This is a genomic window from Streptomyces sp. NPDC001914 (assembly GCF_042891215.1).
Taxonomy (GTDB): Bacteria; Actinomycetota; Actinomycetes; order Streptomycetales; family Streptomycetaceae; genus Streptomyces.
In genome coordinates, this window is the sequence record NZ_JBIASW010000006.1 from 209,200 (window position 1) to 234,708 (window position 25,509).

General features: G+C 73.1%; 23 protein-coding genes. 8 read left to right on the forward strand and 15 right to left on the reverse strand.

Annotated features, from left to right (window positions below; translation table 11 throughout):
- Positions 1-119 precede the first annotated feature (119 nt).
- On the reverse strand, positions 120-686 hold the full coding sequence (locus ACFYYF_RS19160; RefSeq protein ID WP_361682081.1) for an FHA domain-containing protein: 567 nt from the start codon (positions 684-686) through the stop codon (positions 120-122).
- A 194-nt stretch (positions 687-880) separates the two neighbouring features.
- Here ACFYYF_RS19160 and treZ point away from each other — a divergent pair, with 194 nt between their 5' ends.
- Positions 881-2,626, forward strand: a complete 1,746-nt coding sequence (gene treZ, locus ACFYYF_RS19165) for a malto-oligosyltrehalose trehalohydrolase (RefSeq protein WP_388777143.1) — start codon at positions 881-883, stop codon at positions 2,624-2,626.
- A gap of 22 nt (positions 2,627-2,648) precedes the next feature.
- Here the strand turns inward: treZ and ACFYYF_RS19170 are convergent, their stop codons facing one another.
- The 6 genes from ACFYYF_RS19170 to ACFYYF_RS19195 all read right to left on the reverse strand — a co-directional run bounded on the left by ACFYYF_RS19170 (position 2,649) and on the right by ACFYYF_RS19195 (position 10,088).
- A complete protein-coding gene (locus ACFYYF_RS19170; RefSeq protein ID WP_388777145.1) occupies positions 2,649-3,611 on the reverse strand; it encodes an aminoglycoside phosphotransferase family protein in 963 nt (320 codons plus the stop codon).
- A gap of 63 nt (positions 3,612-3,674) precedes the next feature.
- A complete protein-coding gene (locus tag ACFYYF_RS19175; RefSeq protein WP_388777147.1) occupies positions 3,675-4,799 on the reverse strand; it encodes an aminopeptidase P family protein in 1,125 nt (374 codons plus the stop codon).
- Between the two features lie 95 nt (positions 4,800-4,894).
- The gene (locus tag ACFYYF_RS19180; RefSeq protein WP_388777150.1) at positions 4,895-5,515 is read right to left on the reverse strand and encodes a LysE family translocator; all 621 of its coding nucleotides are present in this window, start codon (positions 5,513-5,515) and stop codon (positions 4,895-4,897) included.
- A gap of 232 nt (positions 5,516-5,747) precedes the next feature.
- Positions 5,748-6,239: a PDZ domain-containing protein gene (locus ACFYYF_RS19185; RefSeq protein ID WP_388777152.1), complete on the reverse strand. Its 492-nt coding sequence runs from the start codon at positions 6,237-6,239 to the stop codon at positions 5,748-5,750.
- Between the two features lie 295 nt (positions 6,240-6,534).
- Complete coding sequence (gene cyc2 / locus ACFYYF_RS19190; protein WP_388777154.1) at positions 6,535-8,712, reverse strand: germacradienol/geosmin synthase Cyc2; 2,178 nt, start codon at positions 8,710-8,712, stop codon at positions 6,535-6,537.
- 176 nt (positions 8,713-8,888) lie between these two features.
- On the reverse strand, positions 8,889-10,088 hold the full coding sequence (locus ACFYYF_RS19195; protein ID WP_388777156.1) for a damage-control phosphatase ARMT1 family protein: 1,200 nt from the start codon (positions 10,086-10,088) through the stop codon (positions 8,889-8,891).
- 367 nt (positions 10,089-10,455) lie between these two features.
- On the opposite strand from ACFYYF_RS19195, the gene ACFYYF_RS19200 reads away from it, so the two are divergent.
- Positions 10,456-11,412: a lytic polysaccharide monooxygenase gene (locus tag ACFYYF_RS19200; RefSeq protein WP_388777159.1), complete on the forward strand. Its 957-nt coding sequence runs from the start codon at positions 10,456-10,458 to the stop codon at positions 11,410-11,412.
- Between the two features lie 18 nt (positions 11,413-11,430).
- Here the strand turns inward: ACFYYF_RS19200 and ACFYYF_RS19205 are convergent, their stop codons facing one another.
- Positions 11,431-12,096 (reverse strand): Tat pathway signal sequence domain protein, encoded by a 666-nt coding sequence (locus ACFYYF_RS19205; RefSeq protein WP_388777164.1) that lies wholly within the window; start codon positions 12,094-12,096, stop codon positions 11,431-11,433.
- A gap of 718 nt (positions 12,097-12,814) precedes the next feature.
- Here ACFYYF_RS19205 and ACFYYF_RS19210 point away from each other — a divergent pair.
- From ACFYYF_RS19210 to ACFYYF_RS19220, 3 genes are all read left to right on the forward strand, one after another.
- On the forward strand, positions 12,815-13,486 hold the full coding sequence (locus tag ACFYYF_RS19210; RefSeq protein ID WP_388777166.1) for a DUF6230 family protein: 672 nt from the start codon (positions 12,815-12,817) through the stop codon (positions 13,484-13,486).
- Positions 13,486-13,899 carry a DUF6114 domain-containing protein gene (locus ACFYYF_RS19215; RefSeq protein ID WP_388777168.1) on the forward strand — a complete coding sequence of 138 codons (414 nt, stop codon included), beginning with the start codon at positions 13,486-13,488 and terminating at the stop codon, positions 13,897-13,899. The genes ACFYYF_RS19210 and ACFYYF_RS19215 overlap by 1 nt, the downstream gene beginning before the upstream one ends.
- A 190-nt stretch (positions 13,900-14,089) precedes the next feature.
- Positions 14,090-15,334 (forward strand): cytochrome P450, encoded by a 1,245-nt coding sequence (locus tag ACFYYF_RS19220; protein ID WP_388777171.1) that lies wholly within the window; start codon positions 14,090-14,092, stop codon positions 15,332-15,334.
- A 114-nt stretch (positions 15,335-15,448) separates the two neighbouring features.
- On the opposite strand, the gene ACFYYF_RS19225 is transcribed toward ACFYYF_RS19220, so the two are convergent.
- From ACFYYF_RS19225 to ACFYYF_RS19245, 5 genes are read right to left on the reverse strand one after another with little or no spacing between them, the layout of a single operon-like run.
- Positions 15,449-16,789, reverse strand: coding sequence for a cytochrome P450 (locus ACFYYF_RS19225; protein ID WP_388777174.1), 1,341 nt, complete (start codon positions 16,787-16,789; stop codon positions 15,449-15,451).
- Complete coding sequence (locus ACFYYF_RS19230; protein WP_388777177.1) at positions 16,786-17,388, reverse strand: ATP/GTP-binding protein; 603 nt, start codon at positions 17,386-17,388, stop codon at positions 16,786-16,788. The genes ACFYYF_RS19225 and ACFYYF_RS19230 overlap by 4 nt, the downstream gene beginning before the upstream one ends.
- Complete coding sequence (locus ACFYYF_RS19235; RefSeq protein WP_388777179.1) at positions 17,366-17,695, reverse strand: DUF742 domain-containing protein; 330 nt, start codon at positions 17,693-17,695, stop codon at positions 17,366-17,368. The genes ACFYYF_RS19230 and ACFYYF_RS19235 overlap by 23 nt, the downstream gene beginning before the upstream one ends.
- 32 nt (positions 17,696-17,727) lie before the next feature.
- Positions 17,728-18,141 (reverse strand): roadblock/LC7 domain-containing protein, encoded by a 414-nt coding sequence (locus ACFYYF_RS19240; RefSeq protein ID WP_361682033.1) that lies wholly within the window; start codon positions 18,139-18,141, stop codon positions 17,728-17,730.
- Complete coding sequence (locus ACFYYF_RS19245; protein ID WP_388777183.1) at positions 18,138-19,826, reverse strand: ATP-binding protein; 1,689 nt, start codon at positions 19,824-19,826, stop codon at positions 18,138-18,140. The genes ACFYYF_RS19240 and ACFYYF_RS19245 overlap by 4 nt, the downstream gene beginning before the upstream one ends.
- A 214-nt stretch (positions 19,827-20,040) precedes the next feature.
- On the opposite strand from ACFYYF_RS19245, the gene ACFYYF_RS19250 reads away from it, so the two are divergent.
- Both ACFYYF_RS19250 and ACFYYF_RS19255 read left to right on the forward strand, forming a co-directional pair.
- Positions 20,041-21,003 carry a helix-turn-helix domain-containing protein gene (locus tag ACFYYF_RS19250; protein WP_388777185.1) on the forward strand — a complete coding sequence of 321 codons (963 nt, stop codon included), beginning with the start codon at positions 20,041-20,043 and terminating at the stop codon, positions 21,001-21,003.
- Between the two features lie 101 nt (positions 21,004-21,104).
- Positions 21,105-21,974, forward strand: coding sequence for a LysR family transcriptional regulator (locus ACFYYF_RS19255; RefSeq protein ID WP_388777188.1), 870 nt, complete (start codon positions 21,105-21,107; stop codon positions 21,972-21,974).
- Between the two features lie 81 nt (positions 21,975-22,055).
- Here ACFYYF_RS19255 and ACFYYF_RS19260 read toward each other — a convergent pair whose 3' ends face one another.
- Positions 22,056-23,453 carry a YhgE/Pip domain-containing protein gene (locus ACFYYF_RS19260; protein WP_388777190.1) on the reverse strand — a complete coding sequence of 466 codons (1,398 nt, stop codon included), beginning with the start codon at positions 23,451-23,453 and terminating at the stop codon, positions 22,056-22,058.
- A 441-nt stretch (positions 23,454-23,894) separates the two neighbouring features.
- On the opposite strand from ACFYYF_RS19260, the gene ACFYYF_RS19265 reads away from it, so the two are divergent.
- The gene (locus ACFYYF_RS19265; protein WP_388777191.1) at positions 23,895-24,980 is read left to right on the forward strand and encodes a YbhN family protein; all 1,086 of its coding nucleotides are present in this window, start codon (positions 23,895-23,897) and stop codon (positions 24,978-24,980) included.
- A 106-nt stretch (positions 24,981-25,086) separates the two neighbouring features.
- Here ACFYYF_RS19265 and msrB read toward each other — a convergent pair whose 3' ends face one another.
- Positions 25,087-25,494 carry a peptide-methionine (R)-S-oxide reductase MsrB gene (msrB, locus tag ACFYYF_RS19270; protein ID WP_388777193.1) on the reverse strand — a complete coding sequence of 136 codons (408 nt, stop codon included), beginning with the start codon at positions 25,492-25,494 and terminating at the stop codon, positions 25,087-25,089.
- Between the last annotated feature and the right edge of the window lie 15 nt (positions 25,495-25,509).

The window sequence follows — 25,509 nt, forward strand, 5'->3', positions numbered from 1 at the left end:
CATGAAGTACGCACAGTCAGTCACGACTCGGGGGGTACGTCAACACCGCGGTAACGGAAGGATGTTGCGGGCGCGGGGGGGTACTTGCCTCCCCCGGGCGCTCCGCGCGGCTGCGGGATTCAGGCCGAGGCGAGGCGGAACAGCATCCGGCCGAAGCCGATCTGGTCGCCGTCCTTCACGACGGACGCGCCGATGACCCGCCGTCCGTTGACGGTCGTGCCGTTGGTGGAGCCGAGGTCGCGCAGCACCCACACACCGTCCTGGCGGCGCAGTTCGGCGTGCACCCGGGACACCGTCTCGTGGTTGAGGCGCAGTCCGCTGGCGGGGTCGCGGCCGATGCGGAGCGGGTAGGCGTCGCCCGGGTCGGGCAGCTGCAGCTTGGGCAGCCGCTCGGCCTGCCAGGCGCGGCGCAGCCGGACCGTGAAGCCGGAGACGGCCTCCACGGTGCCGAAGACCGCCTTGGACCAGCGCCTCCCGGCGGGCTCGTCGCCGGCGGGCAGGTCGGCGGTGAGCACGGCGAGCTCTTCGGACCGGCGGGCGGACAGGACCAGCTCCATGCGGCGGATGAACGTGTCGTGCGAGAGGCGGCCGAGCGCGACGCCGTCACGGAGGGACTTGAGCGCCCGGTCGCGCTCCGCGTCGGACAGCCGCGCGGGGTACGGATGGAACTCGAAGGACGACGTCACGTTCGTGATTGTCGGCCAGTAACGACAGGGTGTCCAGAAGACCCGGAAACGGCTGGTGGGGCCGGGTGCGGCCGTTCGCGCGACCGAAGGGCGACGAACACGCGGCAAAAGGGTGGATCCGAAAGCGAATTGATCTCCTGTGGAGCACCATGGACGGGCTGGGTCACTGCGAGCCGACAAGGGGGAAAGCGTCCATGCGATTCGAGGTGTGGGCACCACGGGCCGACCGGATGACGCTCCATTGCGCCGGTGTACCGCGCGCGTTGGACCGTGATCCCGTGCGTGCCGGATGGTGGACGGGCGAGGCGGAGGCGGAGGCGGGGACCCGTTACGGGTTCGCGGTGGACGACGGTCCCGTCCTGCCCGATCCCCGCTCGCGCCGTCAGCCGGACGGGCCCGACGGACTGAGCGCGGTGGTCGACCAGGGTGCGTACGCGTGGCGTGCCGACTGGCCCGGACGGGCGCTGCCGGGCGCGGTCCTGTACGAACTGCACGTGGGGACGTACACCCCCGAGGGCACCCTGGACGCGGCGGCGGACCGGCTCGGGCATCTCGCGGAACTGGGCGTCACGCACGTCGAGTTGATGCCGCTGTGCCCGTTCCCCGGCCGGCACGGCTGGGGGTACGAGGGTGTCTCCCTGTGGGCCGTGCACGAGCCGTACGGCGGACCCGAGGCGCTGAAGCGGTTCGTCGACCGGGCGCACGAAATGGGTCTGGGAGTCGTCCTGGACGTGGTGCACAACCATCTCGGCCCCTCCGGCAACCATCTGCCCGCCTTCGGGCCCTACTTCACGGACACCCACCAGACTCCCTGGGGTTCCGCGGTGAACCTCGACGCGCCCGGCTCGGACGAGGTGCGCGCCTACCTCGTGGGGAGCGCGCTGGCCTGGCTGCGCGACTACCGGCTCGACGGGCTGCGTCTGGACGCGGTGCACGCGCTGCGGGACACCCGGGCGGTGCACTTCCTGGAGGAGCTGTCGGCGGCCGTGGACGCGCTGGCCGGCGACCTGGGCCGGCCGCTGTTCCTGATCGCCGAGTCGGATCTCAACGACCCGCGGCTCATCACCTCCCGCGAGGAGGGCGGCCTCGGCTTGCACGCCCAGTGGAACGACGACTTCCACCACGCGCTGCACACCACGCTGACCGGCGAGGCGCAGGGCTACTACGCGGACTTCGCGCACCCCCCGCTCACCGCGCTGTGCAAGACGCTGACGTCGGGCTTCTTCCACAACGGCACCTATTCCAGCTTCCGCGGGCGCCATCACGGCCGTCCGCTGGACCGGGCGCGGGTCTCGGCGCAGCGGCTGCTCGGCTACACGCAGACCCACGACCAGGTCGGCAACCGCGCCCAGGGGGACCGGCTGTCGGCCGCCCTCTCCCCCGGGCTGCTGGCCTGCGCCGCCGCGCTGACGCTCACCGCGGCGTTCACGCCGATGCTCTTCATGGGCGAGGAGTGGGGCGCCACGACTCCCTGGCAGTTCTTCACCGACCACACCGACCCCGAGCTCGCCGACGCCGTACGGCGGGGCAGGCGGCGGGAGTTCGCGGCGCACGGCTGGGCCGAGGAGGACGTGCCGGACCCGCAGGACCCGGCGACCCGGGACCGCTCGTGTCTGGACTGGTCGGAGGCCGAACGGGCCCCGCACGCACGCCTGCTGGCCTGGTACCGCGAGCTGATCGCCCTGCGCCGCGGCCAGGCCGACCTGTCGGACCCGGATCTCGCGGCGGTCAGGGTCGCGCACGATCCGGGGGCCCGCTGGATCGCCGTCCGGCGCGGGGACGTACGGATCGCCGTGAACCTCGGCAAGGATCCCGCGGCGATTCCCCTCGGCATCCGCCGCGCGCGCGTCCTCGCGGCCTGGGACCCGGTCGAGCCGCCGGGCCCGGACGGGACGCTGACCGTGCCGGGCGAGTCGTGCGTGGTGCTGACCCAGAGCTGAGCACGCCACCGGACGGGCCGCCCTACGGCGCCTCGTCCGGTGCGTCCCTCAGGTCCGTGACCCGCTCCAGCAGGATCGACTCCCAGGCGCGCGCCAACTGGGCCTCCAGGAACGGAAGTTGCCCGGGGTCGTCGCCGTGGAGGCGGTCGGCGAGCCGGATGACGGTGTCGCAGCGGGCGAGCCACAGACCGCGCAGACAGGGGCGGGCGCCGTACCCGGCGAGGGTCGCGGCGCGTACGGCCGCCGGCGCGCCGACCGCCAGGGCCAGCCCCGCGATGTCCTCGGCCGGATCCCCGGTCACCGCGCCGGTCCAGTCGAGGACGCCCCGCACCCTGCCGTCGGGGCTGACCACCAGGTGTTCGCCCAGGAGTCCGTGGTGCACGAGGACGGCGGCGCCGGGCTGCGCGCCGAGCTGGGCGGCGGCCGGCGCGGCGAGCTGGTCGAACCGGGCGGGATCGAACTCCTCGGCGGGCAGCCGCCCCGCGGCCCGTACGGCGGCGGCCCGCAGGGCCTCCAGGGAGCGCGGCGGGGTCCGCGGCACCCCCAGCGTCTCGGCCTGCCGTACGGGCACCTCGCGCAGCCCGGTCAGCAGGTCGGCCAGGTCGGCCTCGCCGAGGGCCGAGACGGCCTGCTCCTCGCCGGAGACGCCGGGCACCTTGGTGTCCAGGGTGTAGGAGAGTCCGCTCGTCCACTCGCCCTGCGCGACGCTCATGGGCACGACGCCTCCGACGAGGGGGCGGACCAGATCGCGCAGCCGCAGCTCACGCCGTTGCCGCAGGGATGCCTCACGGTCCCGGGCGAGCCGCAGCACATGGCGCCGGCCCACCCACCAGGTGTAGTGCCCGCCCCGCTCGCGCACGGGCCGCACGTCCGGTCCCGGGCCCGGTGCGGCGTCGTCGGAGAGCAGCGCGCGGACCAGCCGGCGGACCGCGTCCGGGGTCGGTTCCGGAGCGGGTGCCGGTGCGGGTGACGGTGTCCGGTTCATGATCGCGCCCTTGTCGTCCGGGTGCGGGTGCGGCGGGCCGGCCGCTCGGTCGGTGGGTGCACGTCAGTCGACGATCACCATCTCGCGGGAGGTGTTGTTGAGCCGGCGTCCGCCGTCCTCGGTCACCGTGACGATGTCCTCGATACGGACCCCGAAACGGCCCGGCAGATAGATGCCCGGCTCGACGGAGAAGCACATGCCGGGGACCAGGGGCTGTTCCTCGCCCTCGACCATGTAGGGCGGTTCGTGGGTGGTGACGCCGATGCCGTGGCCGGTGCGGTGGATGAAGTACTCGCCGTACCCGGCGGCCTCGATGACGGCACGCGCGGCACGGTCGATGTCCTGGCAGGCGGCCCCGGGCCGCACGGCGCGGAAGCCCGCCTCCTGGGCCTCGCGCACGATGTCGTGGACCTTGCGCTCCTCGTCGGTCGGTTCGCCGACGTGGACCGTGCGGGAGGTGTCGGAGCCGTAGCCGTCCTTGAGGCCGCCGAAGTCCAGCACCACCATGTCGCCGGCCTCGATCACGCGCTCGTCGGCCTCGTGGTGCGGGTTGGCGCCGTTGGGCCCCGAGGCGACGATGGTGAAGTCGACCTGGGAGTGCCCGAACCGGCGCAGCAGGTCGGCGAGGTCCTTCGACACCTCCGACTCCCTGCGGTCCGCGAAACGGACCTTGCGGATCTCCTCGAACGCCTCGTCCGCCGCGGCTCCGGCGGACGCGAGCCGCCCCAGCTCGGCCTCGTCCTTGACCGCCCTGAGCATCGGAAGGACCTCGGTGAGGGCCGCGTAGCGGGTGTCGGGGAGCCGCTTCTGAAGACCGAGCAGGTGCAGGGCCCAGCCGTTGTCGCTGATGCCGAAGCGGCCGGCGCTGTCCAGGAGGCGCGCGGCCGCCCCGTAGGGGTCCTGACCGTCGGTCCAGTCGTGCAGGGTCATCGCGGGCGCGCCGGCCGACTTGGCCGCGTCGGGCGCCTCCAGGGTGGGCACGACGAGGGCGGGGTCCGCGCCCGCGCGCAGTACCAGCAGAGTGAGCCGCTCGGTCTCCACCGGGCGGTATCCGGTCAGCCACACCAGGTCGGGCCCCGGCGCGACCAGGACGCCGTCGAGCCCCGCGGCGGCCGCGGCGTCGGCGGCGCGCCGCATGCGGGCCGCGTAGTCGTCGGCGGTGAAGGGCGCGGGTGTGGCGGCGGTCATCCATGCCTCCGTGTGTGCCGGGTTCCCCAGGGGGCTACGGCAGCATCCTGCCCCTCCCCTGGGGCGCGCGCGAGCCGGTTGCGCCCGCTCCCGGGTCAGCCCTCCAGGGCGAGGCGGGCTCCCAGGAGCAGCAGGACGCCTCCGGAGACCTGTTCCAGGCGCCGGCGCACGCCCGTCCGGGACAGCACGGACCTCATCCGGCCGACGAACCACACGTAGACGCCGTAGTACCCCACCTCGTAGACCGCCCACAGCGCGGCGAGCCCGAGCATGGCGGGCAGGTGCGGGGCGCCCTCGGGCACGAACTGCGGCAGGAACGACATCGCGAAGACGGCCGCCTTCGGGTTGGCGAGGTTGAGCAGCAGACCGCCCCGGTAGGACGCCCAGGCACTCTTCTCCGCGCCCTCCCAGCCGCCGTCGGCGGCGCCCTTGGAGCGGCGCGCCTGCCACAGCGCCTGGACGCCGAAGCCGACGAGCACGACGGCACCGACGACCCGCATGACGCCGTACGCCATCTCGGAGGCGGCGAGCAGGGCGGTGAGGCCGAACGCGGCGACGGCTCCCCACAGGAAGACGCCCGTCTCGTTGCCGAGCACGGTCATGAAGCCGGAGCGCCGGCTGCCCAGTGACCGCTTGATGATCAGGACGGTGCTGGGTCCGGGCGAGGCCGCGATGAGGGTGCAGGCGCCGAGGAAGGCGAGGAGGGTGCTCAGCATGCGGCCATGATGACGGGCCGCGGGTTCATTGACCAGGACTTTTCCCCTGCCCTCGGAGAGCGGGGGCACCACGCCCGGGAGGTGGGGCACCGCGCCGGGGGGACGGACCTGGCCTGCCCTGTCCGGGCGGGCGCGAATCTGTCCGGCTCGGACGGTCAGGGATCTGTCCGGGTCGGGTGGGCAGGGACGTGTCCGTCCGGGCGCACGTGCGGTCGGACCCGACCCCTGCGGCTCAGACGGCGGTGCCCGGGACGGTCGACAGGTACTCGTAGCCGCCGCTCGCGTGACGCACGCGCAGGGTCACCTCACCTCCCGGCCTCGCGTCCGCCACCGCGCGCGCGAGGTCGGCGGCCGAGGTGATCCCGGTCCTGTCCACGGCGAGCAGGACGTCGCCGCGCACCAGGCCCGCGGTGTAGCCGGGACCGGGCAGGTGCACGCCCACGATGAGCGCGCCCCCGCCGGGTGCGTCGACGGCCTCGACGCCGAGCGTCCCCCGTACGGACTGCCGCCCCGGCTCCCCCGGCACACCGGAACCACCGGGTCGCGGCGCCCCGGAGGCACCCGGACCCGGCGCCTCGGCGGCGGACTCCCGCGGCTGCCCGGCCGTGCCGGTCCGCCGCTGGAGGTCCGCCGGCCTGCCCATGCCGGCCATGGTCGCGCCCACCGCGCCGAGCCCCACGCCGGACAGCAGGAGGACCACGCCGGCGGACACCCCGGCCAGCACGACGGCCAGGCGCCTTCCGCCGCGCCGCACCGCCCGCGGGCGCCCGGCCGCGCCGGACGGACGGGGACCGGCCGGTGAACGGGTGCCGCCCCCCGGATCCCGGCCGGGCATAGGCTTGGGACGCAACGCGGTCTGTTCCATGGCTCGCCTCCGGCAGATGGTCTACGGGCCGCCTTCGGCTCTTGGCCTACCCCCCGCTCCGGCGCGCGACGATCCCCGAACGAGTGAGACTGACCCGCCCGCTTCCCGGACACGGGAAGCGGGGCCGCGCGGCCGGGACGTGACCATGGGTCCGTCAGAGCGGCACGGGCTGGGACAGCCTGGTCAGGGGCGGTGCCGGCAGCCGGTCCGGCACGAAGCCGTGGGCGCGCCGGGCCAGGTCCGCCGCGCCGTAACGGCGGCAGTCCTGATGCCACTTGAGGATGCCGGCGAGCCAGTTCTCCAGCTCCGCGACATAGCCCCGCATGATCTCGCGCGCTTCCTCGGACAGCTTGAAGTCGTCGTACAGAAGGGGCAGTTCGTGAGCGGCGACATGCTGGAACTGCTCCATGCGCCGGGTCATCAGATCGTGGACGATGCCGAGCCCGGTCGGATAGTCGCAGCCGAAGAAGTTCTGCACGACGAGGATGCCGTTGTGGATCTCGCCCTCGTACTCGATCTCCTTCTGGTACGAGAAGACGTCGTTCAGCAGCATCGCGTAGTCCATGGCCGCGTTCTCCAGCGACCGGACCGGACCGCTGCGGTACACCTCCGGCGGGACCGTCCGGCCGTGTCCGAGGCGGCACAGGCTCATGGTGAGCTCGGAGCCGAACGTGGCCCGGCGCATCTCCAGATAGTCGACCGGGTCGGGAACGCGGTGCTGCATCTGGTTGGACAGCTCCCACAGCCAGCTCTCGGTCATCACGTCCACCGCCGCGCGCAGGGCGGTCCGGGCCTCCGGGGCCATGTCCGCGGTGGTGCGCCGCCACAGGTCGATCAGTCCGCGCTCCATGCCGTTGACCGGGACCGGCGTCTCCTCGCCCTCGACGGGCATGCAGGCGGACAGGCGCGCGGTGGTCAGCCGCGCGGCGGCCAGGTCGCGGCGGTTGCCGAAGTACAGCGGGTAGTAGTCGTCGCCGTAGGTGCCCCAGGCCAGCCACTGCGAACTGAGGTCGAGGGCGTCGGGTGTCGCGTCGGGGTGGATACCGGCGGCGCAGAGCGGCAGGTCGTAGGCGATGAGCTTGTCCTCGTCCCAGACGCCCTCCTGGAGCATGCCCATGGCGTGCATCCAGGTGCCGAGGCGGTCGCGGGCGCCCGCGAGGTGCGGGCTGAGGGTGACCTCGAACGGCATGTGAAAGTCGGGGATCCGAGAGGGTCCGACCTTCTGGAACGGGACGTGGGTGTACGCGCGCAGCCGCTCAGCCCCGGCCGCGGAGAGCAGCGCCCCGACGTCCGCCGCGGACGTCCCGAACCCGCCCATGCCGAAGGGCCGCGCCTCATCGACGGCGCCCTTGTTCATGTACCGGCTGGAGCGCATGTGCCATTCGTGTCCGCCGGACTGCCAGTCCTGGAGGCCCTGTGTGTACGCGGCGACGGCGCCGACCTCCGCCGGGGTGAGCCCCTTCTCCGCGGCCAGGGCGGGCACTTCGGTGAGCGACGTGTGCTCGAACTGGTGGAGGCGTGAGGTGAGGACGTCGTTGACGGTCTCGGCGGCCTCCTGGGTCGTGCAGCCGAAGAACGTCTCCAGGACGAGGACGCCGTTGCTCAGCTCGCCCTCCTCCTCGACCTCCCGCTGGTAGGAGAAGAGGTCGTTGCGCAGGTGGACTCCGTCGGAGAACGTCTCCATCAGGACGCGCAGCGGCCTCGACTCCGCGACGGACGCGGGCACTTCGGAGGTCGCGTACTCCACGAGCCCCGCCGACCAGGGGGCTCCGCCCACCTTGCGGCGCATCTCGATGTACTCGACGGGGTTGGCGATCCGTCCCTCGTCGATGTTGGACAGCTCCCACATCGACTCGTTGAGCAGGTGCTCGGTGGACACGGCGAACCGGCGGCGCCAGTCCGTGGACATCGAGGGAACCGTGCGCGCCCACAGGTCGGCGAGTCCCGCCTCGACGGGATTCTCGGGTTGGGGGACGGGCGTCGACAGGTCGAGCGGCATGAAGAGGGGCAGGCGGTCCAGGTAGGCCCTGCCGCCGGCGCGGTCCTGGGTGCGTTTGAAGGTCTCCAGGAAGTGGTCGTCGAAGAAGAACACCCACACGTACCAGTCGGTGATGAGCGAGAGGGCCGGTCCGTCGCAGTCGGGGTGGGTGTAGGCGCACAACAGGCCGTAGTCGTGGGCGTCGAGGTCGGACTGCTCCCAGATGCCCGAGCCTTCGAGCATGCCCATGTCGCGGGCCCACCCGACCGAGTGCGCCCGCGCCTCGTCCAGGTGCGGGTTCAGCCGGGCGGTGTACGGCATGTAGAAGTGCGGGAGTTGGAACGGCTGCGTCATGGCCGGGCCCTACCCAGGGCTCCGCGCGCACATCCGCAGGCCAGGACATGATCACACCATCGCGTGAACCGGACCGAAAGCCGCACACGACGAGCTCACCGCCCTCTCGGAGCCGGGCCTCCGGCCGGACCCACGACTCCGCCGCGGCACCCCGGGACCAGGGGCCGGGCGGGTGGTCAGCCGCGTCTCGCCTGGATCAGGGCGTGGGTTCCGCCGGTGCGCCAGCGGTGGCCCTCGGCGGCGTCGAGGTCCGACTCGACGCCGGGGGTGAGTCCCACGACGACATCGGACTTGAGGGTCCGCAGCGCGGCCACCGGGCCGGGGAAGTAGTCGGTGACGGCGGCGAACGGGGTGGTGGCGGGGTGGAGCCGGTCGCCGATGAGCCGGCGGTAGTTCAGGTCGCCCTTGAGCAGGGTCACGTCCGCGGCCGCGAACTCCCGCCGCAGGTCGTCGGGCAGATCGGCGTACGGCAGCGGGGCGCAGGCGAACGGGTGGGTCCGGACGGTGAGCCGGCCCTCGGACAGCGCCGCCCAGAGACGGTTACCGGCCTCGCCGGCCGCTCCCTTCGCGGCGGTCAGCCGGCGCAGCGCGTCCAGCACGTCCGCGGCCGTGGCGTCGGACACGTAGTACGGGTACGGCTTCACGTGCAGGGCGGCCCGTCCGATCCGGCCGTGCCGGAGCAGATGGTCGACGAGGAGCAGGTCGGGGATCAGTTCCCGGCCCGCGTTGTCCGCGACGAGACACAGGGTGCCGCCGTCGAACAGGGACCGCAGCAGGTCCGCGTCGTCCGCCACGAGCTGGGACTCGGCCGCCGCTCCGCTCCCGGGGCCGGCCAGTCTGAACCCGAGGTCGGCGCGGTTGCCCCACAGGGAGCCGTGCAGCAGCGCCTCCTCCTGCTCCCCGGCCGGCCGGGGCGCGAGGTCGTCGAGCGCGGCGAGTTCCTCGTCGGCCTCGGGAGTGCCGAGTTCGGCGAGTTTGAAGGGGCGGAAGGGGTCGATGCCCTGCCACGGGCCCGGCACGAAGTAGCCGACGGCTTCGAGGAGCTTGCGGTAGAAGTAGCTCTCGGACCACAGGAAGGGCAGATCGAACCAGGACCGGCCGTAGTACTCCCGGCCGCCCCAGGCGTCCCACCGGCCGCGGTCCGCCGCCGGCTCGGTGAGGGGTTCGACGACCCCCTCGACGCAGCTCTCGAGCAGGGCGTCGAGGGCGCGACGCTGCTCGGGGCCGTACGGGAAGGCGTCCCGCACCTTCCGGACGAGCGCGGGATGCCGCTCGGCCAGCACGCTCCAGGGGAACGAGCCGCGCACCGAACTCACCACCACCGGGGCGGCGTCGGGACCTGCGGCGAAGGGGGCGGAGGCGGCGGGATCATGCATGCGGCTCACCGTACCGGGCGTACAGAAGGGGCCGTCCGACGCGCAGCGCGCCGAGCGGCCCCTCCCCCCGTAGAGCCCAGTGGTCGGCCCAGGCCCTGTCCTTGGTCCGGAGTGCGCGACGGCCCTCGGCGGTCGCGCTGAACGATAGGCAGGCGACGGAGAGGAGGGATAGCGGGAAAACCCTCGATCCAGGTGGTGTTCGGCCCTCGTCCGCCCCCGAAGCGGCGATGTGGTCCCGTTTCGCGCGGATTGCGGATCTGAACGGACGGCGCCTCGCGGCCGTATCCCCCTGTGCCCCGTGCGAGGACTGCGTCCCGGCCGCGCACGGGGGCACACCGCTTCGCCCCCGCATCGAGGAGACGCCCGGATGACCGCCTACCGCACCGCCACCGCGGCCGCCGTCGCCCTGGCGGCCCCGCTGCTGCTCACGACGTGGGCGGCCGGGACCGCGTCGGCGCACGGCGCGCCGACGTCCCCGGTCAGCCGGGTGTACGCGTGCTCGCCCGAGGGCGGCAGCCAGGGTACGGCGGCCTGCCGGGCGGCGATCGCGGCGAACGGCTCGCCGTTCACGGCGTGGGACAACCTGCGGGTGGCGGGAGTGGGTGGCCGGGACCGTTCGGTGATCCCGGACGGAAAGCTGTGCAGCGGTGGCCTGCCCGCCTACAAGGGGCTCGACCTGGCCCGCGCGGACTTCCCGGCGACGCGTCTGACGCCCGGCGCGGCCCTGAACATGAAGTACAGCTCGACGATCGCGCACACCGGGACCTTCAAGCTCTATCTGACCAAGCAGGGCTACAGCCCGGCGCGGCCGCTGAAGTGGTCCGACCTGCCGGAGAAGCCGTTCGCCACGGTCACCGATCCCGCGCTGGTCGGCGGCGCCTACCGGATCAGGGCGACACTGCCGTCCGACCGCACCGGCCGTCAGATGCTGTTCACGATCTGGCAGAACTCCAGCACGACGGACACCTACTACTCGTGCTCGGACGTGGTGTTCTCCGGCGCGAGCGGCGCGTCGGAGCCGGTACAGAAGACCACGGCCCCGGGGAGCGCCGGGAGCGGTTCCGCCGGGAAGAGCGCCAAGAAGTCCCCCGAGGCGACGCGTTCGGCGAGCAGGACACCCAGTCCGACGGCCGCGTCGCCTTCCGCCGACTCGCCCTCCGCCGGGGCCGGTTCGGCGGCGGTGCAGGCGGGCACCGACGATCTGGCACCCGCCGCCGAGCGCACCTCGGGCGGCGGCCCCGCCCTCCCCATGGTCGCGGGGGCGGCCGGGGCGGCCCTGCTGCTCACTGCCGGCGTCGCCGTGGTACTGCGACGCCGGCAGTGAACCGGTCTCCCGTGGGGGTCAGTTGACGAACACGGCCGGGCTGCCCGCCTGGCTGGTGTCGGTCACGGGGGCGTACTTCGCGGTGAAGTAGCCGTTCGCGAAGCACAGCGACGAGCCGGAGAACTTGGTGAACTGCTGGCTCTTGAAGGTGATGCTGTTGTCGGCGTTGTCCGCCGTGCCGGTGAGGCTCGCCGCCCGGTAGACGCAGGTCAGCGTGCCCAGCAGCGAGCGCAGCTTGACCGTGGTCTGGATGGTGGAGCCGGCGGCCGGGGTGACCGTGACGCTTCCGTCGGAACCCACCGCGGTGCTGTAGGGCAGGTTGTCGACGGTGATGCCGGTGACGCCGAGGACGCCGACGACGTTGCTGCTGCACGAACCGGCGTCGAAGGTGTGACCGGTCAGGGACTCGGTGGCCGTGCCCGGGGACGCCGGGTTGTCGGCGGCGGTCGCGGTGAAGGTGGACGCGGAACAGGAGACGCCGCTCGTACCGGTGCTGCTGGAGTAGAGCGTGGCGTTGGTGCCGCTCGCCAGCGAGGCGGTGAGGACGTCGCCGACGGCGACGGGGGTCCCGCCGGCGCTGCCGGTCGTGAGCACCGCGATGTCGTCGGCGGAGGCGGGGGCGACCGCGGACGCCGAGAGGGCGGCGACGGCGCCGGCGAGGGCGAGCAGGGATCGAGTACGCATGGGGGTGCCTCTTCTCCGATGGGGGTGTGGGGTGCCGGACCGCGCCGGGACGCGGGGTGCGGGTCGAGAAGCCGGCGCGGGTGTGCGGGTGATTCGGGCCGCGCGCGACGGCGGGCCGGAACTCCGGGCCCGCCCGCGGGAGTGGTGCGAGGAGTGACCGCCGCCGGTCCGTGACGCCTTCTCCGTGCGCCACGGGCCGACGGCGACAGCCGGGCGACCGGTACGGCCCTCGGGGGGAAGGTGACCGCGTCGGTGCCAGGAACGGGGAGCGGCTGAGGGCGCGCGCCTTTTTCGGCGTACGCGTCAGGGTCGCTCCGGAACACGCCATGACCGCCCCGCGGAGAGCGGGGTCCGGGAGGTGACGGGCGCGTCGGCCTGCGGATCCGGCGCCACGGATCCGGGAAACAGGGAGAGTTGTAGACCTGATGAAGGGTCAACGTCAAGGCGCAGCACGGAAGTTGGAGGTCGGGACAGCCCTTTGGCCGAGAGGTGTTCACACCGGAGGCACAACGGGCACGGTTTTCCCACACGCGCCTTGACCCATGACTGTAACCCCCGGTAACTTCCTCGACGGCTACTGCCGCGTAACGAGAAAGCCCTTGCATCCGCCGGGAGGCGCGAGGAGGCGTACGCGGCAGCTGCTGTCCGCGCCAGGACAACGCGCCACTGGAGCCCCACCCGCATCGACACCCGCATCGAACGTGCCCAGGGAGCAGACATGGCTTCGTCCCCGGACGCCACGGCGTCCAACGGTTCCACGCCCGAGAACCCGGAAAGCGGTTCAGCCGCCGGACAGGACCGACGCGGGCGGGTCCGGCTGCGCCGGGCCGCCGTGATGGCGATACCCGCCACCGCCGTCGCCGCGGGGCTGATGATCGCCACGGCGCAGGGGGCCCTCGGTGTCCAGTTCGCCATCTCCGGCATGCCGTTCACGGTCACCGCGACCGAGCTGAACGGCACCGGCTTCGAGCAGTTCGGCGGCCTCGACAACATGGCGGAGGACAGTCCGAACGCCGGCGACACGGGCGGCCAGGTCCTCATCGTCACCTCGGCGATCAAGAACGCGACCCTCGACCACCTGTGCCAGAGCGTCGACCTCGGGGGCACCAACCTGCTCATCACGGCCGGCAGCGGGTCGGACAAGGTCCAGGCGACCGACCTGACCACCGACTCCACGGAGCTGTCCGGCAACGCCTCCTTCAACAACATCGAGATCGGCAACGACGCCAGCACGCTCACCAAGGCCGGGGTCCAGGGCCCCAAGGGCGTGTTCAGCCAGCAGGCCGACACCGTGCGCATCGCCAACCTGCGGCAGACCAACTACGCCACGACCGCCGGGGTGTTCAAGCTGCCGGGCCTCAAGCTCCGCTTCAGCGACCAAGGATGCTGATGAAGGCCGGAGCGCGTACGGACGACACCCTGGACCTCAGGGGCACCTTCCGCCGGTGGCGGGCGGAGCGCCCCTTCTGGGGCGGGCTGCTGCTCACCCTGGCGGGCGCGGAGATCCTGCTCACCGAGAAGGCGTCGCTGAAGGTCGTCCTGCACATCGGGATGCAGGGCCTGGCGGGCTACCTGCTGCCCGCCGTGATGCTGCTGTGCGGCCTGCTGATCCTCTTCAACCCGGCCCAGCGCCTCTTCTACTCCCTGCTGGGCATCCTGCTGTCGCTCGGCACCTGGGTCACCTCCAACCTCGGCGGCTTCCTCGTCGGCCTGTTCCTCGGAGTCCTCGGAAGCTGCCTCACCTTCGGCTGGCTCCCCGACCAGGAGCCGCGCAGACGGCTGCTGCGCCGCGGGCACGCCTGAGGCGGCCCCCACGGCGGGATCCGGACCCTCGCTGGCTTGCCCCGCACGCACCAGGAGATCGTAATTGCCTGCACGCGCAGGGAAGTTGGCACCGTACGCAGTGGCACGGGGCGTAGCCCGGCGGAGCCGCTTCGCCGCGTAGCGTGACGCTGCGTAGGCGAAACGGGGTTCGACTGCCGGGAGGTTCCTGATGGGAAGTCCACGTCCTTTGGTGATCGACGCGACGGGACGCGACATTCACGGGGAGGCCGCCCGGATCCGCGAGAGAGGACCGGTGGCCCGGGTGGAACTTCCCGGGGGTGTCGAGGCCTGGGCGGTGAGCGGTCCCGAGCTGCTGAAGCGGCTGCTCACCGATCCCAGGGTGTCCAAGGACGCGAAGCGGCACTGGCCGCTGCTGGCCAACGGTGTGATCACGCCCGAGTGGCCGCTGTTCGCCTGGGTGGCCGTGGAGAACATGTTCACGGCGTACGGCGGTGAACACCGCCGCCTGCGCACGCTGGTCTCCAAGGCGTTCACGGCCAGGAGGACGGCCGCGCTCCAGCCGCGCATCGAGGAGATCACCCGACAGCTCCTGGACCGCGTGGCCGAGGCCGGGCGCGGCTCCGAGGTCGTCGATCTGCGTGAGGAGTTCTGCTATCCGCTGCCGATCCAGGTGATCAGCGAACTGTTCGGGCTGCCCGAGGAGCGGGGTCCCGAGCTGCGCAAGCTGGTGGACCGCATGTTCGACACCTCCGCCGATCCGGGTGAGATGACGGCCGCCTACGGCCGGTTGCTGGTCATCCTGGCCGAACTCGTCGCCGCCAAAAGGGAGTCGCCCGGCGACGACCTCACCTCCGGGCTCATCGCGGCCCGCGACGACGAGCAGGGCACCGCGCTCAGCGAACAGGAACTGCTGGACACCCTGATCCTCATGATCAGCGCCGGCCACGAGACGACGGTCAACCTCATCGACAACGCCGTGCACGCCCTGCTCACCCGTCCCGACCAGCTCGATCACGTCCGGGCGGGCCGCGCCGACTGGGACGACGTGATCGAGGAGACACTGCGGGCGGACGCGCCGGTCGCCAGTCTGCCGCTGCGGTACGCCGTCGAGGACATTGTCCTGTCCGAACTCGGCGGCCCCGACGGGATCGTGATCGCCGAGGGCGAGGCGATCCTCGCGGCCTACGCCGCCGCGGGGCGTGATCCCGAGCGCCACGGCAAGGACGCGGACCGGTTCGACGTCACCCGCGCCGACAAGGAGCACCTCGCCTTCGGCCACGGCGTGCACCGCTGCCTGGGGGCCCCGCTGGGCCGTCTGGAGGCCAGGGTCGCCCTTCCGGCCCTGTTCGGCCGATTCCCCGGCCTGCGGCTCGCCGCCCCGGACGAGGAGCTGCGGCCGGTCGACTCGTTCATCTCCAACGGCCACCGCTCCCTGCCGGTCCGCATCTCCTGAGCCGGCTTCGGGATCCGGCCCCTGGAGTCCGGCGCCTCCTGAGCCGCCTTCGGGGTCCGGCCCCCGGAGTCCGGCGCCCGGGGCGTCCGCGGTGTCCGGTCCCCCGGGGCCGGGTCACTCCCCGCGCCACCAGGCCGCCGTCCGCGCCCACGTGGTCCGCGGGTGGTCGGCTCCGGGAGTCCGGGGCCCGAACGCGGGAGGCGGCGGAGGCCCGGACGAACTCCGCTCCCGGCGGTCGGTCCGCCCGGCCGCCGGCACGGGCGGGAAGCTCACCGGCAGGGCGGCGAGCGCGCGGTGGAACGGTCCGGGCCGCCACCGCAACTCCTCCACGGGAACCGCCAGTTCAACGTCGGGAATCCGGTCCAGGAGCTTCTCGACCGCGACGGACGCGATGAGCCGCGCCGGACCCTGGGCGGGACAGCTGTGCGGTCCGGCGCTCCACGCCAAGTGGGCCCGGTTGCCCGTACGTCGACGAGACGTCAGTGCCGGGTCCGTGTTCGCGGCGGCGAGGCTCACCACCAGCGGCTCGCCCGCGCGCAGCGGCGTGCCCTCGTACACGACGTCGTGACGCGGGTAGTGCACGGCGTAGTTCGCGATCGGCGGGTCGGTCCACAGCACCTCGTCGAGGGCGTCCTGCACCGGCAGGGTGCCGCCGGACAGATCGCCCGCGAAGCGGTCGTCCGACAGCAGCAGACGCAGACCGTTCGCGATCAGGTTCTGCTGGGGTTCGGTGCCGGCGCCCATCAGCACGGCGAGCGTGTGGATCAGCTCCTCGTCGGTCAGCGCGGCCGGGTGCTCCATGAGCCAGGACGTCACGTCGGGGGCCGGCCGGCGCCGCTTCAGCTCGACCAGGTCGACCAGGGTGGCGATGAGCAGTTCGTGTGCGCTCTCGGCGTCCACCCCGTCGAACATCCCGGACATGCCCTCGACCAGCCGGACGCCGTGCCCGGCGGGGCAGCCGAAGAGGTGGTTGAACACGAGCAACGGCAGGACCTGGGCGTATTCGCCGAGCAGATCCGCGGTGCCGAGCGGCGCGAACCGGTCGATGAGGGTGTCGGCGCCGCGTTCGGCACAGCCGCGCAGCGCGCCGGCCTCGACGCGGGCGAGGGTGTCGGTGATGGCGCCCCGCAGCCGGCCGTGCTCCTCGCCGTCGGTGAACAGGGCGCTGGGCCGGTACGCCATCATCGGAAGGACCGGGCTGTCCGCCGGGACGGTGCCGTCGGCGAGATCCCTCCAGCGCCGGGGGTCCTTGGAGAAGGTCTCCGGGCTGCGCAGGACGTGCAGCGCGGCGTCGTAGCCGGTGACGAGGGTGGCCCGGACGCCGGGGGCGAGTTCGACGAGCGCGGCCGGTCCGGACTCCCGCAGCAGCCGGTAGACCGCCGTGGGATCGGCCGCGAACTCCGGCCCGTACAGCGGCTGATGGGCCGGGCAGCCGGGTGGCGGTACGGCGTTCACGCGGTCTCCAGTTCGCCGGTGCGGGTCAGCAGATGGGCGACGAGGGCGATCAGGGTCTCGGCGGCGGAGGCGCGGTCGCGGGCGTCGCAGCGCAGCAGCGGGGTGGAGGGCAGCAGATCGAGCGCCTCACGCACCTCGTCGATCCCGTGCTCGGGCACGCCGTCGAAGTCGTTCAGGGCGACCGCGTACGGGAGGCCCGACTCCTCCAGCAGGCCGATGACCTCGAAGGACTGGTCCAGGCGCCGGGTGTCGGCGAGGACGAGCGCGCCGAGCGCACCTCGTGTCAGGTCCTGCCAGAGTGCGGTGAAGCGCCGCTGTCCCGGGGCGCCGAACAGGTAGAGGACCAGGGTGTCGTTGAGGGTGACGCGGCCGAAGTCGAGGGCGACCGTGGTGGTGTTCTTGCCGGGCGTGCCGGTCGGGTCGTCGACGGACGAACCCGCTTGCGTCATGACCTCCTCCGTGCGCAGCGGGCGTATCTCGGACAGCGCGCCGACGAACGTGGTCTTGCCGACCGCGAAGTGGCCCACGACCAGCACCTTCACCGCGGTCTGCACGCCCTCGGGCAGATACGCGGTCTCAGAGGCGGGAGCGCAGTCCATCGAGCACCTCCTTGAGGATGCGGGTGTCGGACGACGGTCCGGCGGCGGGGATCGGAGCGCGGGTGACGAGGTGCCCGCTGTCCATCAGGTCGGCGACCAGCACTTTGGTGACGCTCACAGGCAGTTCCAGATGACCGGCCACCTCGGCCAGCGACAGGGCGCCGGGCCGGCACAGCTCCGTCAGCCGCCGCTTCTCGGGGCTCAGTCCGGTGAGCGGCGGGCCTGCGGCGGCGATCAGCAGGGTGACGAGGTCGAGGGTGTTGCGCGAGGGCTGCGAGCGGCCGTCGGTGACGACGTAGGACCGCACCAGCCGTTCCCCGGGACGACGTCCGGGCGGTCTCACGCCGGGCTGCCGGTGTCCCGCCGGGCGGGGCTGGTCAGCTCCTTGCCGAGCCGGTCGACCATCTTGTGCATGCGGTAGGTGACGGCTTCCATGTCGACGTCCTCGGTCGTGGACACCGCGAGGTGGGTGCCCTCGCCCGCGGCGACGAGGAAGACGTACCCGTGCGCGAACTCGATCAGGGTCTGCCGCCAGGGCGTGTCCGGCCGGCCGCAGAACTCGGCGGTGCTGCGGCTGATCGACTGCACACCGGACAGGCCCGCCGCCAGCCGCTCGGCGTCGTCCCGGCCGATGTCCGCGGAGTGGGCGCGGAGCATGCCGTCGGCGGACAGCAGGATGGCGTGCCGGGCTTCCGGCACCTTCAGGACCTCGTCGAGCATCCACCCCAGCTCGTTGGTCATGGGCGCGGTCATCCCTGTGTGCTCCCTTCGATCGGGCGGGGTGTTCCGTACGGCGGCACGGGGGCGCCCGTCTCCGTCGGCGGGGAGACGTCCGGCGACGCGACGGCTCCGTCGGCGGGCGGGAGGGCGGCAGACGCTTCGAGGACGTCCGGCGGGCGAGGGGCGGCCGGGGGCCGAGGAGCGGCCGGGGTCCCGCCGCCGTCCTCCTCCGCTCGGCCGAAACGGGTGCCGCGGGCGAACGCGCCCATGCGCCGGGCGTTCTCCTCGGCCGACCGCAGGCCGACGTCGTCGCCGGGCAGGGCGGACGCGGTGGGCAGGGCGGACGCGGTGGGCAGGGCGGACGCGGCGGGCTCGGCGGATGCGGCGGGCACGGCGGATGCGGTGGATGCGGTGGATGCGGCAGACGCGTTGGGCACAGCGGAAGCAGTGGGCGCGCCGGGTACGGCGGACGCGGCGGGCTCGCCGGGCACGGCGGATGCAGTGGACGCGACGGGCAGGGCGGAAGCAGTGGGCGCGGCGGATGCGGGCTGCTGGCCGGTGGCGTCGGCGTCCGGTTGCTGGGGGACGCGGCGGCGGCGCTTCGGCAGGCCGCCGGCCGTGGTCGTCCCGACGGGCTCCGCCGCCCGCCGGGTGGGCGCCACCGGCGGCGCGGACGCCGTCCGCGCGCCACCGGGCCCCCCGGCCGGGACCGGATGCGTGAGCAGCTTCGCGGGCAGGAACACCACCGCCCGGACACCGCCGTACGGGGACCGGGTGTCGACCGAGACACTGAATCCGTACCGTGCGGCGAGGACGCCGATGACGGCGAAGCCGAACTGCGGGGGGTCGTCGAGCCGGGTCACGTCCACCAGGTCGCGGCCGGTCAGCAGCCCGGCGGCCCGCTCGACCGTCCCGGCGTCCATGCCGACGCCTGCGTCGTCGACGACCACGCAGGCACCGTTGTGCGCCGGCCGGACGGTCACCTCGACGGTGGTGTCGGGCTGCGAGTGGCGTGCCGCGTTGTCGAGCAGTTCGGCGACGGCGAGGACCACCGGTTCGACGGCACGGCTCTCGACGGCGAGGTCGACCTGTCCGTTGACACGGACGCGCCGGTAGTCACGGACGCGGGAGGTCGCGCCCCGCACCACCTCGACCAGCGCGGAGGTGCTGCGCTGGCGTCCGGGCCAGGAGCCGCACAGGACGGCGATCGCCTGGGCACGCCGCCCGAACTGGGCGTTGGTGTGGTCGATCTCCAGAAGGTCGCGCAGCACGTCGGGGTCGTCGTGCCGGTCCTGCATCTCGGCGATGGACACCTGCTGCTCGTTGGCGAGGGCCTGGATCGAGCGCATCGACGCCTTGAGCGCGGACTTCGCGGACCGGTCGGCGCGCGCCTGCGCGTGTCCCACCGCTTCCGAGAAGCGTTCGAGGACGCCGTCGAGGTGCTTCGCGAAGTCCGTGCCGGCCAGTCGGACGTCGAGCAGCGGGGCGGCCGGGGCGCTCGGGACGGCGGACCGGTGCGGGACGTCCTCCAGGGCCGGCAGGCGGACCTCGGTCAGATGGCGCAGCTCCTGGTCGCGGGCCCGCAGGTCCTCGGTGAGATCCTCGGCCCGGCGGCGCTGCCGCGTGCCGATCCCGCGCTGGCGCAGCAGCAGCACGGTGACGGCGAGCAGGCCCGCGGTCAGGCACCAGGACGCCGCCTCCGGTATCCGTTCGGTCATGGTCCTCAAGTCCTTGTGTGCGGGAGCGCATTACCGGGTCAGAAGCAGGAAAAGTGAGGGAAGGTACGCGAGTTGCGGGGCGGACGACGGTAGCCGCGCACCGCACGGGGCGCTTTCCGTGACGCGCAAGGAAGTTGTCGCCATGCGCACCGGCTGTGTGCATTAGGCTGACACCGCGTAACTACCCTCACCCGTACGGGAGTCGATGGTGGCCATGCCCACGGGGAACTACCTGGTGGAAGCCCGGTCGACGGGCGCGGTGGAACCGTCGGAGCGGGCCGACTTCTGGAGCGAGCACATCGGGTCGTACCAGCCCAGGATGGGCTACCGGTACGGCCGCACCGACGACTTCCGCGGCGAGACCGTCCGTCAGCGCTCCGAGGCGTATCAGCTCGTCAGGTTCCGGTCGGACGAGATCGAGTACAGCAGGACCGCGCGGCAGATCCGCGAGGACCCCGACGGGGACTACCGGTTACTGCTGCCGCTGACCGGGGAGATCGTCCTGCGCCAGGACGGTCACGAGGCACGGCTGACGCCGGGGACGGGCACGCTCGTCTCGTTCGGGTCGCCCTTCCAGTGCCTGCAGGGCGCCTCCACCCAGGCGTTCGTCCTCACGATCCCGGCCCGGGAGCTCGACGGCCCGCTGAACCGCAAGTCGCCGCTGGCCACCGGTCTCGACCTGAGCAAGGGCCTCGGCCGTGTCGTCCGCTCGATGCTCGACGGACTGTACGCGGAGCGCGACGACCTCACCGACGCCCAGTTCAACGCCGTGTCCGACCGGGTGGTGGAGCTGCTGTGCATGCTCACCACCGGTGACGACCGCCCCGAGGGCGCCCGCCATCTGTCCGACGTGGAGACGGTGGTGCGCCGCCACGTCCGCGAGAACGCCGCCGACCCGGGCCTCACCGGTACGTCCATGGCCCGCTCCCTCGGCTGGTCGCTGCGCCAGATCCAGCTCGCCCTCCAGCACGCGGGCACCACCCCCCGCGACCTGATCCGCGAGGAGCGGCTGCGGCTGGTCCGCGAACGGCTCCGGTGCGGCGACTGCGAACACCTGACGATCACCGATCTCGCCTACGCCTCGGGGTTCTCGTCGGCGAGCACGCTGAGCACCGCCTTCCGGCAGCGTTTCGGGGTGAGCCCGCGCGAGATGCGCAACGGCCTCCGCGCGACGTGACGCCCGCCGCCGATCACGTCCTGGGACAATCGGTACAGGGCGGGATCCCGTTCCTGGGCGGGGGTCCCGGCCCGGGACGGGTGGCTGCCTCGGGAGTGGAGATGGATCTGCGGCAGATGGAGGTCGTGGTCGCGGTGGCCGAGGAGGGCGGTTTCACGGCGGCGGCCCAGCGCCTGCGCGTGGTGCAGTCCGCCGTGTCGAGCGCCGTCCTCGCGCTGGAACGCGAGCTGGGCACCCCGCTGTTCGACCGCACGTCGCACCGGGTGTCCCTGACCCCGGCGGGCGAGGTCTTCGTCCCCGCGGCGCGCGCCGCGCTGCGGGCGGCGGAACAGGCGCGGGCGACCGTCGACCTGGTCAGGGGACAGCTCCGGGGCCGGCTCACCATCGGTACGGCCCAGGGTGTCTGGGCCGATCTGCACCGGCCGCTGGCCGCGCTGCGGGCCGAGCATCCGGGCGTGCTGGTGCGCCTGCGTCAGGCGTCCCTCCCCGACATCCGGCACGGGCTGCGCGAGGGCAGCGTCGACCTGGCCGTGGTGGCGCTGGACCGGCAGCGGCAGCGCGGACTGGTGACCCGCCTGCTGTCGTACGAGGAGATGGTGCTGGTGTCCGCCCCGCCGCGCGTGCTCGCCGGAACCGGCCCGGACGGCACGGTCACCCTCGCCGGGGCGGCCCGGCTGCCGCTGGTGGACTTCACACCGGGCTGGGCGATCCGCGTCTGCGTGGACCGGGCGTTCCGCGCCGCCGGTGTGGAACGGGAGCCGGCCTTCGAGGTCGACGACTTCGCGGCCGCGGCCGAGCTGGTCCGCGACGACCTGGGCGTCTGCGTCCTGCCCGCCTCGATCGCGGGACGGTTCCCGGGCCTGAGCACCCACGCGTTCGCCCGGCACGCGCCGCACTGGAAGATCATGATGGTCCACCCCCGTGGCGACACGCCTCCGGCGGTCACCGCGCTCCTGCGGCACATGACCTGAGGGGCGGGTGGCCCGGGGACCCGTCGGCACCGCGGCCGGGCCTGGCCCCCGAAGGGCCGGTGCGCCGGACCGCGGGCGCCGTCAGGTGGATTCGGCGGGGCGGGAGAGCGGGCGGGCGGGCGGCTGGGGGGTCAGCCGGTCCAGGCCCTTGCGGTCGTAGTAGCGGGTCATCGCGAAGCCGAAGACGAGGGCGAGCACGCTCCCGACGGCGATCATGAGCCAGGCGCGCCCGAGCCCGGCGTCGGCCCGCGCGTCGAAGAACAGGATGGCGCGCACCCCGTCGCTGAGCTGGCGCATGGGCTCGAAGACGGACAGGAACCGGTAGAAGCCGGGGACCGCCTGGAGCGGGACCGTGGCGCCCGAGGAGGGCAGGCCCAGCACGATGAACACGAACATCGACACGAGCTGGCCGATCCCGCCGAACGCCGCGTTGATCGCCTGGACGCCCAGTCCGACGGCCAGGCTCGCGCAGTAGGAGTAGAGCCACAGCAAGGGCAGGTGGGTGGCGTCCATGCCGAGGATCGCGACGGTGGCCAGCATGACGAGCGACACCGTGAGCACGGTGATCCCGGCCGTCATGACCATCTTCAGGAGCAGGGTCTGGGTGCGGCTGATCGGCACGGTGGGGCGGCGGGTGTGCCAGGGGCCGATCTCGGTGTCGGCGTAGCCGAGGGCCGTGTCGACGCCGGTGCCGATGAGGTTGCCGCCGAGGAATCCGGCCAGCACCAGGAGGAGGGTGTAGTAGAACGCGCTCAGCCCGAGTCCGCTGTGCGCGCCGATGGGGTGTCCGATCCGGGTGACGACCTGGACGGGGTCGGCGAGCAGCAGCCGCGTCGTGGGGTCCGCCTTCGCGGTCACGGGGGACGCCGTCAGCTGCTTCCCGATGGTCGCGGAGGTCTGCTGGGCCGCGGCCGTGGTGATCCGGGAGGCGAGGGACGAACCGAGGCTGCCCATGCCCGGGTTGGTCAGCACCGTCATGGTGGGCCGGACGGTGGCGTTCGCCGTGGTCAGCGCGGTCAGGGAGTCGGTGAAGTTCCGGGGGACGACGAGGGCTCCGTAGATCTTGCCGGAGGAGAGTTCGTCCTCCGCCTGCGCCCGGGTGAGTCTGCGCCAGCCCGCCGCGCCGGCGGTGTCGCTCGCCGCGATGGCCGCGGTCACCTGGGTTCCCACGTTCTGCCGCTGTCCCGGAGGGGGCTTGCCGGTGTCCTCGTTGACCAGGCCGATCGGCAGGTCGCGCAGGTGCCCGTTCGGGTTGACGATGCCGCCCATGTAGAGCAGCGACAGCAGCAGCGCGAGCAGGCCCGTGAGCACGGTGGGCACCAGCCACAGCTTCGGGCGGCGCAGGAGTGCGGCGGCACGCGCGCGTGCGGGAGCGTCCGGGCCTCCGGCGGTGCCGTCGGGGCCACCGGTGCGGGCGGCGCCTCCGCCCGCACCCGTCGTGCCCGGGGGCTCCTCGGGGTGACTGCTGTCGGCGTCCATGGTTCTCCACAGGTTCCGGGGCGGCACGGGAACGGCGAGGGGCGCGCGGTCCTCGGCCGGGGAGTCCAGGACCGCACGTCAGCCCAGGATCGGACGGACCCGCGCGTCACGGACGACGACTCGCCGAACCCCGGCCGCGCACGACGAAGCCCGCGCGCAGGACGAGCTGATCACGTCCCCTCGTGCCGCGCCCCCCGAGGCCGTCGCCGCCCCCGGGCCGGGCCCTCCGGGGCCGCGTTCTGCGGTCGCGCCCTCGCCCCGCGGGCCGTACGTTCGTCACCACGGTCGTCGTCTTCGGCCGTGTCGCTCACACGGTGGTCCCGCTTCCACTCCCGGACACCGTGGCGTCACACCGGACGGGAACGTCTCCCGCGTACCCGTTGCATCGCCTCGGATCCGTCCGTCCGTACCCGGGCGTGACGCGGAAGGACGACGTGCGCCGTGTCCCTGCCTCCGCTCGACAGCCTCCCCTCGACCACGGCCGAGGTCACGGCCACGGCCACAGCCGCACCGGCACCGGCACCGGCACCGGCACCGGCACCCGGCGACGCGCTGTGCGTCACCCGTCCGGGCTCCGCGACCCGCCTCGCGTTCCTCGGCCGTCCCGCCCGCCTGGTGCTCGCGCTGCTCCCCCTGCTGATCATCGGGATCTGGGCGGCGCTGGACCGGAGCACCTGGCGTGACGGCGCCGCACGGCTGGCCGACGCCGATCCCCGGTGGCTGCTCATGGGGGTCGTGTTCACCCTGATGGGCTGGGTGGTCGCCGCCTGCATCCGGCAGGGCGCCCTGCCGGAGCGGCTGCCGCCCGGCCTGCTGCTGGCCTCGCAGCTCGCCGCCGGCGCCGCCAACCTCGTCCTGCCGTCGAGCATCGGCGCGCACGCGGTCACGCTGCGCTTCCTCCAGGGCCGGGGCATCCCGCTGGCTCGCGCCACCGCGTCGCTCGCCCTGTACGCGCTGGTCAGGCCGGTGGCGAGGATTCCGGTGCTGATCTTCTTCCTGGTGGCCCTCGAGGACGTCCGCGAGCTCGGCGGGCTCGCCCCGGACCGCCGGACGCTGCTGCCGGCCGCGGGCGCCGTGGCACTCGGCCTCACCGCCGTCTGCCTGCTGCTGACCCTGGTCCGCCCGCTGCGCCGCCCGGCCCTCGGCTTCCTGCGCACCGCGCTCACCGACGTACGGATCCTGCACACCCGGCCCAGCCGCGTCCTCGCCCTCTGGGGCGGTTCGGCGCTCGCCCCGGTGCTCCAGGGGAGCACGGTCGCGGCGGTCGGCTTCTCGCTCGGGCTGCCGCTGTCCTGGGCTCAGGTGGTGTTCGCGCTGCTGGTGGCCAGTACCGTCGCCGGCGCCGTGCCCGCACCGGGCGGAATCGGCCCGGTGGACGCGGCCCTGGTCCTCACCCTGGCCGCGCTGGGCGCCCCGATGGGCCTGTCGACGGCCACCGTCATCACCTACCGCGCCCTGACGATCTGGATCCCGCTGCTCCCGGGCACGCTGATCCTTTCGGCCCTCGTGCATCGCAAGGTGCTGTGAGAGGAGGCCGACCCGGGCCGGGCGGAACAGCCCGGCGACCGCGATCGGCCTCCGTCCGGCGTCGGCCGGGCCGGCTCAGCCCTCGTCGGGCGTCAGCCGGCCTCGCTCAGCCCTCGTCCGGCGTCAGCCGCAGCGAGATGCTGTTGATGCAGTACCTCTGGTCCGTCGGTGTCGGATAGCCCTCGCCCTCGAAGACGTGGCCGAGGTGCGAACCGCAGCGGGAGCAGCGCACCTCCGTCCGCACCATGCCGAGCGAACGGTCCTGGATCAGCTCGACGGCGTCCGAGTTCTTCGGGTCGTAGAAGGACGGCCAGCCGCAGTGCGACTCGAACTTCTCCGTGGAGGTGAAGAGTTCGGCGCCGCAGGCGCGACAGGAGTAGACGCCCTTCGCCTTGGTGTCGGTGTACTCGCCGGTGAAGGCGGGCTCGGTGCCCGCCTTGCGCAGCACCTTGTACTCGGCCGGGGTCAGCTCCGCGCGCCACTGCTCGTCCGGCTTTTCGATGTCGTACGACATGAAGCTCAACCCCTC

Bases quoted from the DNA above. Each gene is read 5' to 3' on its own strand.
- ACFYYF_RS19250 (WP_388777185.1), top strand. From the start codon at position 20,041: ATGCCCACGGGGAACTACCTGGTGGAAGCCCGGTCGACGGGCGCGGTG.
- ACFYYF_RS19240 (WP_361682033.1), bottom strand. From the start codon at position 18,141: ATGACCGCGCCCATGACCAACGAGCTGGGGTGGATGCTCGACGAGGTC.
- msrB (WP_388777193.1), bottom strand. From the start codon at position 25,494: ATGTCGTACGACATCGAAAAGCCGGACGAGCAGTGGCGCGCGGAGCTG.
- ACFYYF_RS19230 (WP_388777177.1), bottom strand. From the start codon at position 17,388: ATGGACTGCGCTCCCGCCTCTGAGACCGCGTATCTGCCCGAGGGCGTG.
- ACFYYF_RS19245 (WP_388777183.1), bottom strand. From the start codon at position 19,826: ATGACCGAACGGATACCGGAGGCGGCGTCCTGGTGCCTGACCGCGGGC.
- ACFYYF_RS19195 (WP_388777156.1), bottom strand. From the start codon at position 10,088: ATGCATGATCCCGCCGCCTCCGCCCCCTTCGCCGCAGGTCCCGACGCC.
- ACFYYF_RS19180 (WP_388777150.1), bottom strand. From the start codon at position 5,515: ATGCTGAGCACCCTCCTCGCCTTCCTCGGCGCCTGCACCCTCATCGCG.
- ACFYYF_RS19255 (WP_388777188.1), top strand. From the start codon at position 21,105: ATGGATCTGCGGCAGATGGAGGTCGTGGTCGCGGTGGCCGAGGAGGGC.
- ACFYYF_RS19210 (WP_388777166.1), top strand. From the start codon at position 12,815: ATGGCTTCGTCCCCGGACGCCACGGCGTCCAACGGTTCCACGCCCGAG.
- ACFYYF_RS19205 (WP_388777164.1), bottom strand. From the start codon at position 12,096: ATGCGTACTCGATCCCTGCTCGCCCTCGCCGGCGCCGTCGCCGCCCTC.
- ACFYYF_RS19260 (WP_388777190.1), bottom strand. From the start codon at position 23,453: ATGGACGCCGACAGCAGTCACCCCGAGGAGCCCCCGGGCACGACGGGT.
- ACFYYF_RS19175 (WP_388777147.1), bottom strand. From the start codon at position 4,799: ATGACCGCCGCCACACCCGCGCCCTTCACCGCCGACGACTACGCGGCC.
- cyc2 (WP_388777154.1), bottom strand. From the start codon at position 8,712: ATGACGCAGCCGTTCCAACTCCCGCACTTCTACATGCCGTACACCGCC.
- ACFYYF_RS19215 (WP_388777168.1), top strand. From the start codon at position 13,486: ATGAAGGCCGGAGCGCGTACGGACGACACCCTGGACCTCAGGGGCACC.
- treZ (WP_388777143.1), top strand. From the start codon at position 881: ATGCGATTCGAGGTGTGGGCACCACGGGCCGACCGGATGACGCTCCAT.
- ACFYYF_RS19200 (WP_388777159.1), top strand. From the start codon at position 10,456: ATGACCGCCTACCGCACCGCCACCGCGGCCGCCGTCGCCCTGGCGGCC.
- ACFYYF_RS19170 (WP_388777145.1), bottom strand. From the start codon at position 3,611: ATGAACCGGACACCGTCACCCGCACCGGCACCCGCTCCGGAACCGACC.
- ACFYYF_RS19220 (WP_388777171.1), top strand. From the start codon at position 14,090: ATGGGAAGTCCACGTCCTTTGGTGATCGACGCGACGGGACGCGACATT.